Below are 14,742 nucleotides of genomic sequence, written 5' to 3'. Positions count from 1 at the left end.
GTGGAGGGCAGAATGTCCATTAATCTGAACTGGATGGCTGCTTCCACCTGCGCCGGGAACTTTGCAAGCCAATGGCCTGCCAACGAGCCGGGCGGGGCAATCATGGGTTTTGATACTCAGGGTATTCGCTTTGCGCACGCTGGAGGGTTGGAGAGCCTTGCGACACGCACGGCATTTTCGGCTGACAGTGTGGTGCGCTTCGCCTCGGTGACGAAGCATGTTTTCGCAGCGATGGTATTCCAAAACTCCGGGCTGATCGGACTGGATGATCGTCTCGGTGATCATCTTGGGGAGCTGCAGCCGCCTCTCGCGGATGTGACAGTTGGCCGAGCTCTGGATATGAGCGGCGGTCTGCCGGATGTACGCGAATGTCTGACCCTTCTGGGGTTGTCCGTTTACACAGAAACGCAGAAGCAGCCGCTTCTGGATTTTCTGTATACGTTGACGCGATTGAATTTCGATGCGGGCACAGATGTTTCATATTCCAACACCGGCTACCGGCTCGTTGAGGCGGCGCTCGAGCGCAAGGGGCTGACATTCGACACCTTTGTTCAGAATGAGATCGCAGATCCGCTTGGCATTTTCCTGAAAGCTCCAGAGGTTTGGATTGATCCGGTCCAAGGACTGGCACCGGGCTACTTCAAGGATGGAGAAAACTGGCAGTTGAGTGCCGCCGGTTTGCATATTTCCGCCGCGGGTAGTCTCGCAGGCTCTGCCCGCAGCCTGACAGTATGGCTGCAGCATTTGCTTGCCGGCAAAGATTGCCATACGGGGTTGCTCGCGGCCCTCTCGGGCACCCGTTTCATGAGTGATGGCCGCCCTTCCGGTTATGGCCTTGGATTGCGATGGTCAGAATTGGCGGGGCACCGTTTCGTTGGCCACGGTGGGTCGCACCCAGGTTACAAATCCTATTTTCTTCTTGATCCGGAAGCAGGGACTGGATTTGTCGCCGTCTCCAATCGCGATGACACCAACGGATACAAGATTGCCCTCGCAGCGATGGGCGCACTCATGGGCCTGCCATTGCCGCAGACAAACTGCGGGATTCCCGATGGCCTCTATGTGACAGAAACCGGCCCATACTGGATTGAAGTGGCGGGCGGTGTTGCCACCTATCTCGACGCAGAAGATACGCTTTATGACGATGGCGACGGGTGGTTTTCGTCGCGATCCGCTTCCTCGCCAATGCGGCTTCGTTGGACTGGCACAGAGCTCGAAGGCGAGGCAGGTTATGTAAAGCACCGCTTCTTGCCAGTGAAACCGGAAGCTGTTTCAGCTGCTCTCAATGGTCATTGGGTCGCCGCTCAATACGGGGCCCGGTTCGACATCAGCGATGGAGTGGTGATGTGGGGTATTGGACCCGCCCGCCGATCATTGCCATTGACCGCACTTGGCAACGACCGCTTCCTGTTTACGCTCAACGATGGACCCTGGCGAAAACGTATCTGCCTTCATCGTCTTGCTGATGGAAAAGTCGAGCTGGTTCTCAGTCGCAGCCGAATGATGGAATATACGCTGGCGCGTTGATTTTGATTTGAAATCCGCTTCGCTTTCCGTATTACGGGAAGGTGCCTGATGACCGCGGGCGCCTTTTTGTTATTAAGCAGGAACCGTCCCATTGGAAATCAAGTGGCTCGAAGATTTTCTCGCGCTGGCGAACACGCTGAATTTTTCGAAAGCTGCCGATGAGAGGCATGTCACGCAGTCCGCCTTCAGCCGGCGCATCAAGCAGTTGGAGGCCTGGCTCGGGACAACTCTCATAGACCGGGCGACGTATCCGTCGCGTCTGACCGATGCCGGAGACAAATTTGTACCTGTCGCACAGGACGCGCTGAAAACGCTGCAGCAGGCCCGACGCAAATTCAAGGTGGAGGAAGGTATCGATGCCCATACGATCACTTTCACCGCGCTGCACACCCTGTCCTTTACGCTTTTCCCCGAATGGTTGAAGGCCCTGAACGCCAAAACGGGCCCCGTACTCTCAAGATTACGCCCGGATTCCGGCAGTATGGAGCAGAACGCCAATTCCCTTGTGGATGGCGCGTGCGACTTTCTTTTGACCTATGCCCATGTCTCGGTTCCATTGTTGCTTGACCCCCTGGAATTTGAATATCAGTTGATCGGTACAGAGAATATCATTCCGGTGTGTATTCCCGATGCCCAGGGCGAGCCTCTGCACGCCCTGGGCCAAGAGGGCAGACCAGTTGCCTATATCAGCTACGAAAAAGCTTCATTCTTCGGCCAGCTATTGGCCGATCTCTTCGCCAGGCGACAACCGGAGTACACGCTTGTCCATGAGGGCAGTATGGCCGTTGGACTGAAGGGCATGGCCCTTGCAGGGTGGGGCGTTACCTGGGCGCCGGAAAGCCTGATGCGGGGCGATCTGGCCGAAGGCGCACTGGTGCGCGCCGCCGATCCAAGCTGGGATATCAGCGTCGATATCAGGCTCTACCGGTCAAGGCAGAACCGTCGGCCCATCGTTCGGCGTGTATGGCAATCCATCGCAGAAATGTCATCGTCGCACTGACGTCTTCGATCCATTCTGTTTGTTCGCTGTTCAGATTGCAGTCTTGCGTGCATGTTCGATGTACAATTCACGCAACCGCTGCATAACCGGGCCAGGCGTACCATTGCCGACAGGCTGCCCATCTATCATCGTGACCGGCAGCACAAAATTGGATGCACTGGTCATGCCTGCTTCGGTGGCACCAAGCGCTTCCTCAAGGCTGAAGGGGCGCTCCTCAACGCAGACACCGGTTTCCTGTGCAAGCTGCAACAGAGCCAGACGTGTGCAACCTGGTAATGTCTTGTTGCTGTTTGCTCGCGTTACAATTGACCCATCCGCCATCACGATATAGGCCGTTGACGATGCCCCTTCGGTCACCACGCCATCTTCGATCATCCACGCCTCCTGGCAGCCGGCATCTTTGGCGATGCGTTTGGCCAGAATCTGCGGCAACAGGCATGTGCTCTTTATATCTCTGCGTGCCCAGCGCATGTCTTCGACAGATTTCACGGCCAGACCGGCTTTCAAGGCGGGAGAATCGATGAGCTTCTTGGACTGGGTGAACATGACGAGGGTAGGGTCGAGGTCGTCGGAGAACAGAAAATCACGTTCCTCAACACCGCGCGTCATCTGCAAATAGATCAGTCCCTCGACCAACGCATTCCGTTCGACGAGCGCTTTTTGAATTTCCCCGATTTGATCAGGCGAGACTGACATCCGGATGCCTATCTCGTTCGTTGAACGTTGCAGACGGGCAGTATGAAGGGCGCTGTCAATCAACTTTCCGTCGAGAACGGCGGTCACTTCATAGATTGCGTCCCCGAAGAGGAAGCCGCGATCGAAAATGGAAACGCGAGCCTCTGCAACAGGGACAAATGCGCCGTTCACGTAAGCGATGCGACTATCGGCCATGTGTTTCATAGAAACTCCTTGGGATGAATTTGATTTTTGAATGAACGCTCATAGACGTGCGAGGCGCTTCAGGGCATCAAGCGAGATTGCCTCAATTTTGTTCGCGCTCATCGTAGCAGCATTGAAACCTTCGGTGGTTTCAGCCGCGCACAATGAGTTGATGATGCTTTCTTCCGTCGCTTCGATTGCTGCCTCGAACAGTGGCGATATGAGTTCGTTCGGCAAATCTGGAATTGCCGTCACCCTCTGACGCTGCTCTTTCGTCCGGCGAACACCCATCGCTGTGGAGAACGCTACGGCATAATCGCCAGAACCGTTGCTGAGCGCTGCGCCTGTTCTGGCAAGCCCACCAAAAGTGCGCACGGCGAGTCGCTTCAGATTGCGACTCGATAGAGGTGCGTCGGTTGCCACAACGATCACGATTGATCCATCACGGTCTTGGCTTGCCACCGTGACATAGGCTTGGCCATCAATGCGCAGATGTCCGCCGTAATTGGATTGGACGAGAATGCCAACCATATAGTCCTTGCCGCCAATCTGGATGGATCTGGAGCTTGTCCCGATGCCGCCTTTGAGACCAAAGGCTACTGTTCCCGCGCCTGCGCCAATGCTGCCTTCTATGACAGGACCGCCTTGGGCCTTGCCAAGCGCCTGACCTATCTCGTCAATCGTGGGCCGCCCGCTCCTGATATTATTGAGGCGACTATCGTTCGTTTCGCCGACAACGGGATTAATGGAAACCACACGATCATTGTCCGGTTGCGATAAAGTCCAGCGATTGATCGCTTCTATGGCCCGGCCAGTTGCCAATGTATTGGTCAGAACGATTGGTGTTTCAATTTCACCCAGTTCCTCAATCTGGGTGGAGCCCACAAATTTCCCATAGCCATTCAGGACAGCAATTGCTGCGGGCACCTTGTCTTGAAACAGATTGCCGCCGTGCGGGAGGATCGCCGTGGCTCCTGTCCGGATTGTCTCGCCTTCAATAATGGTAACGTGCCCGACGAGGACGCCTGCCACATCCGTTATGGCATTGAGCGAACCCGTTCTGTATTGACCGGGCGCAATACCGATATCCCGAGATCTGATCCGTTTTGTGCTTGCGTCGGCCTGTGCCATGCCTTGCTCCCTTATGGCGTTCTCATACCGCTCTTCCATGTGGGATGGCATAGCAAATGTGGAATAGTTCTATGCTGAATGCGCAACACGTCTGCCATGGACCCAGTATGACGGCACCGGCTGAAGCAAGACGGAGCCTCCCCGATCAGGAGTGTCAGGCAACTTCAACCCGATTGCGCCCGCTGGTTTTCGCACGGTACAACGCTTTGTCGGCGGCTTTGAGCAATGCTTCCATGCTGGTATACCGCTCGTCAAGACTGGCAACACCCGCACTGACCGTAACATTGACGTTTTCAACGTCGGTGGAAAAATCTGTGTGCTCTATCTCACTGCGAACGCGCTCTGCGAGTTCGTTCGCGACGGTTTGCGGGGTATTGAGCAAAAGCAGTACGATCTCCTCTCCGCCGTAGCGGACAACGACATCTGTGATGCGAACATTCTTTCGAATAATTGACGCAACATCGGCCAACACCACGTCACCCATGGAATGTCCCCATCGATCGTTGATAGCTTTGAAATGATCTATGTCGATCATAACCAGAGAGCAATGTGTTGATTTCGATTTGTTGTCGTTCATGGCTCGAAGGGCTGCCTGATCAAAGGCACGCCGGTTGTGGAGTTTGGTGAGGGGATCGACCCATGCTTCATGTTCAAGCGCTCTCATGATCCGTAGACGGGATTTTTCCCGCTCAAGGAAATCCGTGACGACAACGACATTCATGACATTGGCGATCGTGACCGCGAAAAGCGGAAATCCGATTATCGTAGCAACGATGTCGTGGGGTAGAAGAATGATCCAGACGAGAGACAGCGAGGCGAGCAGACCCGTCAAGGTTGACCGCGTAATGCCAATGGGAAGTCTTCTGACCGGAATGAGTGTAATGGCAAACCCGATTGCACTCACTGTTATAATAGAAATCAATCCCGGAACCAGGCCCGCTCCGCCAAGCCAAATTCGGTATCCGGCCATTAATAGTACCGCCACAACTGTTCCGACAAGGCCACCATAAGGATAGGCAATGGCAAGCAATGCTGTTCGGCCATCAAAAAAGACACCCGGTGCGATAACCACGGGATCGTTCATCGACAGGATCCCGCCCAACGCAAACAATGTGCCAACGGCAGCCCCCTTCTTCCAGCCTTTTGAGAAGGTGCGGATGACGATTGAATAGCTGAGAATGACAAGTGCCGTAAGACCAAGAGTACGAATGATACCTGTCAGCAACATGCTGTCGTCCATATGATCCTCGAGAATCTCGTCGTCTGAATCACTGCAAGAATAAGCCTAGCACGTTGGTGACAATAAAGTGTGGCGATCATGCATGGCACAATTTTGTCTGCATCTTATGTCGCTGCTTAATGGCTGTCTGCGCGCGGTGAGCAATTTTCCTCACTTCGTCTGGCGTGACGATGATTATGATGAAAATCATTATCATCGCTTGTAAATGCCTTACGCTCGCGATAAAGATATTAAAGTAACTATTATTAAGATATCTAATTGTGAGAGAGTGACGATGATGCAACATTGCAAAGAGATGCCCCGTCTGTCGCTCTCAAATGAGAATGTCATGGGCCGGACAGCCGTGACGCAGGGCGTGTAAATCCCGGAGGAAAAAGACAATGACAGAAGCAATCAATCGTGGTCGCCGCCGCTTGTTCGGAACTGCTGCTGCAGCAATCGCCTTTGCCCAGCTTGGAATGATCGGCCTTGCAGAGGCGCAGTCTGACAAGCCCAAGCCAGGTCGGTTACCTGCGATCAAACCAGGGACACACAGCTCGTTTGGTCCGCTCAAACAGATCAACGCTGGTGTTCTCAACATGGGCTATGCGGAGGCGGGACCCGCCGATGGTCCTGTCGTCATTTGTCTTCATGGCTGGCCTTACGACATCTACAGTTTTGTCGATGTCGCCCCTTTGCTTGCGTCAGCGGGTTACCGTGTGATCGTTCCTTATCTGCGTGGCTATGGCACAACGCGCTTTCTATCGGACAACACGCCGCGCAATGGTCAGCAGGCAGTTGTGGCCGTCGACATCATCGCATTGATGGACGCGCTCAAGATAGAAAAGGCAGTCATGGCCGGCTTTGACTGGGGAGCACGGACGGTGAATATTCTAGCAGCGTTGTGGCCCGAACGGTGCAAGGCCATGGTTTCTGTGAGCGGCTATCTCATCGGCAGCCGTGAAGCCAACAGAACACCTCTGCCACCCAAGGCCGAGCTTGCCTGGTGGTATCAGTTTTATTTTGCGACGGAGCGCGGCCAGGCCGGTTACGAAATGTACCGGCACGATTTCAACAAGCTCATCTGGCAGATTGCGTCACCAAAGTGGAATTTTGACGAGGCCACTTTCGATCGCAGTGCGGCAGCTTTCGATAATCCGGATCACGTCAGTGTGGTCATCCATAACTATCGCTGGCGCATAGGATTGGCCGAAGGAGAAAAGCAGTATGACGATCTCGAAAAGCGCCTTGCTGAGGCACCGCTCATCAGCGTCCCGACAATCACATTGGAGGGTGACGCCAATGGCGCGCCCCATCCGGACAGCGCCGCCTACGCCAAGAAGTTCACCGGCAAATATGCGCATCGGCTGATCAAGGGCGGCATCGGACACAATCTGCCTCAGGAAGCACCAACTGCTTTTGCTGAAGCGGTCATAGAGGTGGATGGTTTTTGAGCATAGCCGTTTATAATCAGCCCGATATCTGAAGGCATCGGGCTGATTGCATCATGTGCAGATTATGCAGCCTGCACCTTTCTGGGACCGCGGGCCCATGCCGGAAGCCAATCACCATGCGCTGCAAGGAGATCATCCACGAGTGACCATATCTGATCGAGATCAAGTTCGGCGGCAGTATGGGGATCCATCATCGCCGCATGATAGATATGCTCCCGGTTCTCGGTCACCAACGCCTGAACAGTCAGTTCCTGCACGTTGATGTTCGTGCGGATAAGGGCGGTGAGTTGTGGCGGCAATGCGCCGACGTAGGTCGGTTGGATACCTGACGCATCGACGAGGCACGGTACTTCTGCAGCACAATTGGCGGGCAGGGACGTGATGCAGCCATTGTTGCGTACATTCCCGTAAATGACAGATGGTTCACCGGTCCACACTGAATTCATGATGGACGAGGCATATTCGCGGCTTTCGGTCACTTCTATGGTGTCCGCTTTGGCATAGGTTTCGGCCTGTCCCTTCCAGCGTTCAATCTGCTCGATGCAGCGTTTTGGATATTCATCCAGCGGAATGCCAAATTTTTCGATGAGATCCTCGCGGCCTTCCTTGATGAAATAGGGCGTGTACTCCGCGAAGTGTTCTGAGCTCTCCGTCACGAAATAGCCGAGCCGTGTCAGCATCTCATAACGCACCTTGTTCGGGCAGCGCGGGTTCCAGTGGCTGGGTTTCGGGAACCGTCCCTCGCGATATCCTTGCACAAGGTCCGGATAGAGGTCACGATAGCTGCCATCAGGCTGCTGATGCTCGAACTGCAAGTAGAAAGCCATATGGTTGATGCCCGCTGCGCGGTAGCGGATTTCCTCGATCGGAATGTCGAGGTCGCGTGCAAGCTCACCTGCAGTACCCTGTACAGAGTGACAGAGGCCGACCTGACGGATGGTCGGATATTTTTCAGAAATCGCCCATGTGTTGATTGCCATGGGGTTCACATATTGCAGCAGAATGGCCTGCGGGCAGACGGCAAGCATGTCTTCGCAGATAGCCCACAGATGCGGCACAGTCCGCAGTCCGCGCATGATCCCACCAACGCCAAGGGTGTCGGCAATGGTCTGGCGCAGGCCGTATTTTTTCGGAACTTCGAAATCCGTGACGGTGCAAGGTTCATACCCGCCGATTTGAAAAGCAACCACGACAAAGTCGGCTTTCTCGAGCGCGCGCCGACGGTCCGTATGCGTTTCAATAACGGCTTTGGCGTTGAGTGTTTTTGCAAGCTTGCCAGCGACGATCGCACTCTCGGCCAGACGTTGCGGGTTGATGTCCATCAGAGCGATCTTCGCACCTGAAAGTGCCGGACGCTGCAAAATATCGCCGATGATGTTTTTCATGAAGACGGTGGATCCGGCTCCGATAAAGGTGACTTTGGGTTGTTTTGACATGACAATCTCCGGGAGGATTATGCGGCTACCTCGAAGGCGGCTTTGACAAGCCGTTCAGTGTAGGCGGTCTTGGGATGGAACAAAACGTCATTGACGGGACCTTCCTCGACGATCTTGCCGTGCTGCATCACCATGACACGGTGGCAAAGAGCACGAACCACTTTCAGATCGTGAGAAATGAACAGGTAACTAAGGCCGCGATCATCTTGCAGCTTGCGCAACAGATCGATGATTTGCGCCTGAACCGACAGATCAAGTGCTGATGTCGGTTCGTCGAGAAGAATGAATTCCGGTTCAAGTGCTATCGCACGCGCAATGGCGATCCGCTGGCGTTGACCGCCGGAAAACTCGTGTGGGAAGCGGGATAGAATATTGTGAGGCATCCCGGCGCTCGCCAGAGCTTCCTGAACGCGGTCAAGACGATCTGCCCGGTTCACGCCGATCCCGTTGATAACAAGCCCTTCCTCGATGATTTGCCCGATGGACATGCGTGGATTGAGTGAGGAAAACGGATCCTGAAACACGATCTGCATACGTGAACGCAGTGGCCGCATTTCAACACGGGACTTCTTGTGGATCGGCTGCCGGTCGAAATAGATCTCGCCGCTATCCGTATGGATGAGCCGCACCAGCGCCTGACCGAAAGTCGTCTTTCCCGACCCGGATTCGCCGACGATACCCAGCGTCTCATGCTTGTGGAGTTCCAGACTGAGACTGTCGACAGCCACAAGTTCGTGCAATTGCGGCTTGAAGAAGCCGCCGCGTTTCAGCATGTACGTCACCCGCACAGACTTGCCTTGGAGAATGGCTTCGCATTCTGGTGGCATTGGGTTGGCCTGACCTTTCGGCTCTGATCCAAGAAGATGGCATGTATAGGGATGACGGGGAGCGGCAAAGAGCGCTGCTGTCGTGTTGTGCTCTTTCACCTCGCCGTGCTGCATAACGTAGACATAATCGGAAAATTGCCTGACGACGGTGAGATCGTGAGTAATGAGAATAACGGCCATTCCGAGCCGCTTCTGCAGGTCGCGGATGAGGTTGAGGATTTGGGCCTGCACCGTTACGTCGAGTGCGGTTGTCGGCTCGTCGGCAATCAGCACGTCAGGGTTGTTTGCAAGAGCCATGGCAATCATGACACGCTGGCGCTGACCGCCGGAAAGCTGATGCGGATATTGATTGAGGCGGGATTCCGGATCGGGAATCTGCACCTGTATCAACAGGTCCAGCGCGCGCTTTTGCGCCTCGCGTCTGCTGATGCGCTGGTGCACGCGAATGGCTTCAACGATCTGGCTGCCGACCGTATAAATCGGGTTCAGCGAGCTCATCGGTTCCTGAAAGATCATGGACATGCGATTGCCGCGCAGCGCGCGCCGTGCCCGGCTTGAGAACTTCAGGATATCCTTGCCATCGTAGTCGACCTTCGATTCCCCCGACACGGCGGCACGCTTTGTCAGGAGTCCCATGATCGTGCGAGCTGTTACCGATTTTCCCGATCCGGATTCACCGACGATTGCAATCGTCTCGCCGCGGTAAAGTTGAAACGAGACATCCTTGACGGCGTCGACGACGCCGTCTTCCACTTTGAAGCGGACCGCGACATGACGGGCATCGATAATCGGGTTGTCTGTATGGACAGCACTATCCAGCCGTCGTTGGGGTGCCATAGTGTCTGGTTCCTGTGTGAGCATCGTTTTTAGCCTCAGTAAGGGTCAACGGCGTCGCGCAAACCATCGCCCAGAGCATTGAATGCAAAGACTGTGAGAAGCACGAAGGCGACAGGGGTAAGAATCCATGGATAGGACCCGATGACGGAGTAGGTCGCTGTGTCCTGCAGCATCAAGCCCCAGGAGATAAGCGGAGGTTTCACGGCAAATCCGAGAAAGCCGAGGAAGGATTCCAGAAGGACGATCTGCGGGATTGCAATGGTGACAGCAACGATCACATGGCTCATGACATTGGGAAAAATATGCTGAAAAATAATGCGTTTGTCGGAAGCGCCTACCGCCAGTGCCGCGCGCACATATTCGATGCGGGCAAGTGCCAGCGTCTTGCCGCGGACTTCGCGCGACATCTGTGCCCAGCCAAGCGCCGACATGACGATGATGACAAAGCCAAGAAAAATACTTGTTGGAGCGGTTACGGGTATAAGCGAGCTGAGTGCCAGATAAAGCGGGAGTTGCGGAAACGCCAAAACCAGATCGACAAAACGCTGTGCCCATGCGTCAAATCTTCCGCCGAAATAGCCTGATACCAGCCCCACAGTCGTGCCGACAACCGTAACGATGGAAACGACTATCAAGGCGATCATCAGCGAGATACGCGAGCCGTAAATAGCCCGGGAAAGAACGTCTCGACCAAATTTGTCCGTTCCCAGGAGATGCACAGACTGCCCGTCGATCGTGCCGAAGAAATGCCGGTCCGTCGGGATTATACCGAGAAGCTTATATTCAAAGCCTTTGACGAAAAACCCCAACCGCCGTGGATTGTCATAGTCTGGACCGACCACGGGCTGGAATGTCACGGGGTCAAGTTCGTCGGTCTCGGTGATCGGATAGGTGCGCGGGCGTAAATTGAAATTTCCGTCCTTGTCAAAGAAACGCACAGCTTCGGGTGGTGCAAATCCAATTTCTGTCTGCATGGGATCAACGGGTGCAAAGAAACCCGCAAAAATGGCCATGGCAAGCAGCATGCAGACCAGAACAAGTCCGATCATACCTGTCCATGAGCGCTTCAGACGTCGCCAGACGAGCGCGGAATAGCTTTCATTGCCATGTTTGCTTTGGGTTATTTCCACTGCCGGGACTGGTGGCTTTATCTGGATTTGCATCACCGCGCCTCCCCATACTGACGGACACGAGGATCCATGAGAGCGAGCAGAACGTCTGCAATGATGTTGCCGACAATAAGTGTTGCTGACAGCACCAGCATGAAGGTTGCCGTTACATAGACATCACCCACCCACATGGATCCGACGATCGCAGGGCCGACCGTCGGCAAAGTAAAGATAATCGCGGTTTCGATCTCTCCGGTCAGCATATATGGCAGGACGACACCCTGATACATGATCAACGGATGGAGTGCGTTGGGTACGGCATGGCGCATGATAACCGCGCCTTCGCTCAGGCCCTTTGCGCGGGCCGTTTCAACATACTGTGCATTGAGTGTATCGAGCAGATTGCCGCGCATCACACGCATGTTGTAAGCGAGCCCGCCAAATGTTGCGATGGCAACGACAGGCCAGACATGCTGGACGAGATCAACAAACTTGCCCCAGGACCACGGTGCTCCGCCATAACGCGGTGAATTAAAACTGCCGATCTCCGACACATTGAAATGAAACACCATGATGTAAACGATGATGAGCGCCATCAGGAACCTTGGAACGGTCATGCCAAGGAATGATATGCCGGAGAGCAGGCTGTCGACCCACGAATATTGCCGTGTGGCAGCCAATATCCCGAAACTGATCCCGATAATCGACGCGAGGATATGGCATGTGAGGGCGAGGAGAAGCGTACGTGGTAGCCGCTCTCCAACCACATCGGCAACCGGTTTGTTGTAAAACAGGCTGTGGCCAAAATCTCCTCGGGTCACCATACCTACGACCCAGTTTACGTATTGCACGGGCAGCGGCTTATCCAGACCATTGGCAACACGATACGCCTGCGCTTGTGCGTCGGCTGCTTCAAAAGATGCACCACCCTGGTTCATCAGTTGCGACCGGATGTAATCGGAGTAGTCGCCGGGAGGTGCCTGAATGATGGCAAAGGTCACCACGCTCAGAACAAACAGCACCGGAACGGCGGATGCGATACGCACAAGCAGGAATCGTAACATGGGCCGGTTCGCTTTTCTTGTGTTGGTTTCAAAACTGCCATGAACATATTCATGCCATTGACTTTTGGGTTCGTCTTACCGGTCGCACAGAAGTGCGACCGGTCATGTCAGAGTCCTTGGGAGGCTCAGTTCATAGGACCGGGGCCACCAGGCTTTCCGGGCAATTGTTCAGGGAACAGTTCAAACTTTCCCTGCTTGTCGGCTTTGACGAAAACCCTCTCGCGGATAATGGCGTCTTCAGCCCAGTTGAACATGAATATCGGCGCACCGGAGGGAATGTTGGAAAAGCGCTTGTTGATGACCAGTGCCCCGGCAAATTCTGTAAGCCCGACGGTGTTGACGTTTGTGGTATAAATCCTCTGATATTGCTTCATCAGTTCAGCCCGCTCGGCATTGTCCTGACTCGAGATGAACGCGTTGACGATTTTCACCATCTCTTCTTCGAACGGCATCAGATCGACCTGGCCATTTTCGGGTGCACGGTGATTCCAGCTTGTGCGCGGCCCGACTGGTGCCAGTTGTTCGGTATTTTGCACCACTGAGGCAAGTTCGGATCTGTTGCGGAGAATCATCCAGTCAAAGCGCCCGCCGAAATTCGCGGCATCCCTTTGATTGCCATCGAGAGCGTTAAGAATGACGCGCAACCCCAGTTTTTCCAATTGCGCTATGACACCCTCGGCGAGGTTCTTGTCGGTGCTATAGGCATTGTTCACAAGAAGGGTGATTTCGACATCTTTTCCTCCCGCCTTATCAGGCGGAAAATTTACGATGCCATTACCATCAGTGTCTTTCAGGCCAGCCTTGGCAAGTTCAGCTTTCGCGCCTTCCAAATCAAAGGGGTAGTAGACGGTGGATTGCCGGTCGTAGAAGCTGGTAGCCGATGACAGCCCGCCTGGATAGATCGCGGTAAACGGGCCTTTCACGAGTGCTTCACCAAGCTTCTTCCGATCAATGGCCATGGTGACTGCTTTGCGAAAATGCTCGTCGCGGTTGAGTTCACGAACGGCTTGAGCGCGCGCATCAGGTGCACCCCAACCATTGGCCGAAAAATTCATGTCAAGATTGTAGCCGATCAAGCGCGGGCCAAAGGCGAGCCGGGCAGGCGCATTATCCTGGGCGGCGCGTTTCAGCGACTCCACGAAGTTTTCGGGCTGCTCCAGATTGGAGAAATCGGCCGAACCTGCAACGGTCTGCAGGTCACGATCCGCCCACGTCGAGAGTTTGTAATGCATCTCATTGACATAGGGCAGTTGGTTGCCTGCTTCGTCAACCTTCCAATAGTAGGGATTGCGGCGCATGACGATGATGTCATCAGGGCGGTATTCAACCGGAACCCAGGCGCCCATGACCGGCATATTCATGTATTCTGGCGGGAAGCCGTTCTTATATTGATCGTAGGTCGTGTTGGCATATTTCGGATGCTTTGTTTTCAGGATATGTGCGGGGCCGGGGCAGAATGTTCCATAGGCCATGGCATAGAGATATTGACGAGGAAACGCTTCCTTAAAGGTCCACTCGACCGTATAGGCGTCAATCTTTTTCAGCGTTGTGCCGACGCCAAACGTTTCCTGGGTTGCGCCGTTGAGCGGGGAAACATTCGAGTCGATGACATTGTCATCCCAATAGAACATGACGTCGTCAGCATCGAACGGTACGCCGTCGGACCATTTGGCACCTTCAATCAGATGCATGGTCAGCGTGTGGCCATCCGGTGACCATTCCCACCCCTTGGCCAGATTGGGCAAAGGTTCGACGTCCGTCGCTTCCACCTGAAAAAGTGGCGCTGTTCGTGTCAGGCATTCAGACAGGCCGATATCAATTCCGCCATAACCCTGTGACTGGCCGCCGCTATAGTTCCAGCCTTCCGGACGACCACCAATGACGTGCCGCAAAGTATCGCCGTAGACACCGATGCCGTCGGGCATATTACCGGTCTTGTAGACGAGCGGCTCTTTCGGTAACCGGTCCTTGACCGCTGGAAGCTTACCGGGTTTGACAAATTTCTCAGTGACCCAGTCCGGTTCATGATAGACGGGGAGGGTTTTGAATTCGAGAATTGCGTCCCTTGGCACATAGGAGATTTGGGCCTGCGCTTTAAACGAAGCCGGTTCCGGTGGGACTGTCGGCTCGGATGCCAGCGCCGGAAAGGCCAACATAGAAACGCCAATGGCGAGTGTATTCCAATAGCGAAAATGGCTCATCGTCTCTCCCTCTCGATTTGGTCCAGCTTGTTGTCGCCACCCCATCTCCTCCAAGACG

11 protein-coding genes are annotated in these 14,742 nt (G+C 54.5%); 3 read left to right on the top strand and 8 right to left on the bottom strand.

The window, feature by feature from the left end; translation table 11 throughout:
• Positions 1 to 12 precede the first annotated feature (12 nt).
• Positions 13 to 1,527, top strand: coding sequence for a serine hydrolase domain-containing protein (locus FHW16_RS12565; protein ID WP_182549564.1), 1,515 nt, complete (start codon positions 13 to 15; stop codon positions 1,525 to 1,527).
• A gap of 91 nt (positions 1,528 to 1,618) precedes the next feature.
• Positions 1,619 to 2,527, top strand: coding sequence for a LysR family transcriptional regulator (locus tag FHW16_RS12560; protein ID WP_182549563.1), 909 nt, complete (start codon positions 1,619 to 1,621; stop codon positions 2,525 to 2,527).
• A gap of 30 nt (positions 2,528 to 2,557) precedes the next feature.
• Here FHW16_RS12560 and FHW16_RS12555 read toward each other — a convergent pair whose 3' ends face one another.
• The 3 genes from FHW16_RS12555 to FHW16_RS12545 all read right to left on the bottom strand — a co-directional run bounded on the left by FHW16_RS12555 (position 2,558) and on the right by FHW16_RS12545 (position 5,777).
• On the bottom strand, positions 2,558 to 3,427 hold the full coding sequence (locus FHW16_RS12555; RefSeq protein WP_182549562.1) for a D-amino-acid transaminase: 870 nt from the start codon (positions 3,425 to 3,427) through the stop codon (positions 2,558 to 2,560).
• 39 nt (positions 3,428 to 3,466) lie between these two features.
• A complete protein-coding gene (locus FHW16_RS12550; RefSeq protein WP_182549561.1) occupies positions 3,467 to 4,537 on the bottom strand; it encodes a P1 family peptidase in 1,071 nt (356 codons plus the stop codon).
• Positions 4,538 to 4,691: 154 nt separating this feature from the next.
• On the bottom strand, positions 4,692 to 5,777 hold the full coding sequence (locus FHW16_RS12545; protein ID WP_182549560.1) for a GGDEF domain-containing protein: 1,086 nt from the start codon (positions 5,775 to 5,777) through the stop codon (positions 4,692 to 4,694).
• A gap of 380 nt (positions 5,778 to 6,157) precedes the next feature.
• Between FHW16_RS12545 and FHW16_RS12540 the strand changes: the two genes are divergently transcribed.
• Positions 6,158 to 7,210: an alpha/beta fold hydrolase gene (locus FHW16_RS12540; RefSeq protein WP_182549559.1), complete on the top strand. Its 1,053-nt coding sequence runs from the start codon at positions 6,158 to 6,160 to the stop codon at positions 7,208 to 7,210.
• A 62-nt stretch (positions 7,211 to 7,272) separates the two neighbouring features.
• Here the strand turns inward: FHW16_RS12540 and FHW16_RS12535 are convergent, their stop codons facing one another.
• The 5 genes from FHW16_RS12535 to FHW16_RS12515 all read right to left on the bottom strand — a co-directional run bounded on the left by FHW16_RS12535 (position 7,273) and on the right by FHW16_RS12515 (position 14,684).
• Positions 7,273 to 8,646 carry an alpha-glucosidase/alpha-galactosidase gene (locus FHW16_RS12535; protein WP_182549558.1) on the bottom strand — a complete coding sequence of 458 codons (1,374 nt, stop codon included), beginning with the start codon at positions 8,644 to 8,646 and terminating at the stop codon, positions 7,273 to 7,275.
• A 17-nt stretch (positions 8,647 to 8,663) separates the two neighbouring features.
• Positions 8,664 to 10,334 carry an ABC transporter ATP-binding protein gene (locus tag FHW16_RS12530; RefSeq protein ID WP_182549557.1) on the bottom strand — a complete coding sequence of 557 codons (1,671 nt, stop codon included), beginning with the start codon at positions 10,332 to 10,334 and terminating at the stop codon, positions 8,664 to 8,666.
• 11 nt (positions 10,335 to 10,345) lie between these two features.
• On the bottom strand, positions 10,346 to 11,473 hold the full coding sequence (locus FHW16_RS12525) for an ABC transporter permease (protein WP_182549556.1): 1,128 nt from the start codon (positions 11,471 to 11,473) through the stop codon (positions 10,346 to 10,348).
• Positions 11,473 to 12,483, bottom strand: coding sequence for an ABC transporter permease (locus FHW16_RS12520; protein WP_182549555.1), 1,011 nt, complete (start codon positions 12,481 to 12,483; stop codon positions 11,473 to 11,475). Before FHW16_RS12520 ends, FHW16_RS12525 begins: the two co-directional genes overlap by 1 nt.
• Positions 12,484 to 12,608: 125 nt before the next feature.
• The gene (locus FHW16_RS12515) at positions 12,609 to 14,684 is read right to left on the bottom strand and encodes an ABC transporter substrate-binding protein (protein WP_182549554.1); all 2,076 of its coding nucleotides are present in this window, start codon (positions 14,682 to 14,684) and stop codon (positions 12,609 to 12,611) included.
• Positions 14,685 to 14,742 lie beyond the last annotated feature (58 nt).

The sequence above is a fragment of the Phyllobacterium myrsinacearum genome (assembly GCF_014138285.1).
Classification (GTDB): Bacteria; Pseudomonadota; Alphaproteobacteria; order Rhizobiales; family Rhizobiaceae; genus Phyllobacterium; species Phyllobacterium myrsinacearum_A.
The sequence above is the reverse complement of the archived record's forward strand: the minus strand, read 5'-3'. Positions and strand labels throughout refer to the sequence as shown.

Bases quoted from the DNA above. Each gene is read 5' to 3' on its own strand.
- FHW16_RS12565 (WP_182549564.1), top strand. From the start codon at position 13: ATGTCCATTAATCTGAACTGGATGGCTGCTTCCACCTGCGCCGGGAAC.
- FHW16_RS12520 (WP_182549555.1), bottom strand. From the start codon at position 12,483: ATGTTACGATTCCTGCTTGTGCGTATCGCATCCGCCGTTCCGGTGCTG.
- FHW16_RS12525 (WP_182549556.1), bottom strand. From the start codon at position 11,473: ATGCAAATCCAGATAAAGCCACCAGTCCCGGCAGTGGAAATAACCCAA.
- FHW16_RS12530 (WP_182549557.1), bottom strand. From the start codon at position 10,334: ATGCTCACACAGGAACCAGACACTATGGCACCCCAACGACGGCTGGAT.
- FHW16_RS12555 (WP_182549562.1), bottom strand. From the start codon at position 3,427: ATGAAACACATGGCCGATAGTCGCATCGCTTACGTGAACGGCGCATTT.
- FHW16_RS12515 (WP_182549554.1), bottom strand. From the start codon at position 14,684: ATGAGCCATTTTCGCTATTGGAATACACTCGCCATTGGCGTTTCTATG.
- FHW16_RS12545 (WP_182549560.1), bottom strand. From the start codon at position 5,777: ATGGACGACAGCATGTTGCTGACAGGTATCATTCGTACTCTTGGTCTT.
- FHW16_RS12550 (WP_182549561.1), bottom strand. From the start codon at position 4,537: ATGGCACAGGCCGACGCAAGCACAAAACGGATCAGATCTCGGGATATC.
- FHW16_RS12540 (WP_182549559.1), top strand. From the start codon at position 6,158: ATGACAGAAGCAATCAATCGTGGTCGCCGCCGCTTGTTCGGAACTGCT.
- FHW16_RS12535 (WP_182549558.1), bottom strand. From the start codon at position 8,646: ATGTCAAAACAACCCAAAGTCACCTTTATCGGAGCCGGATCCACCGTC.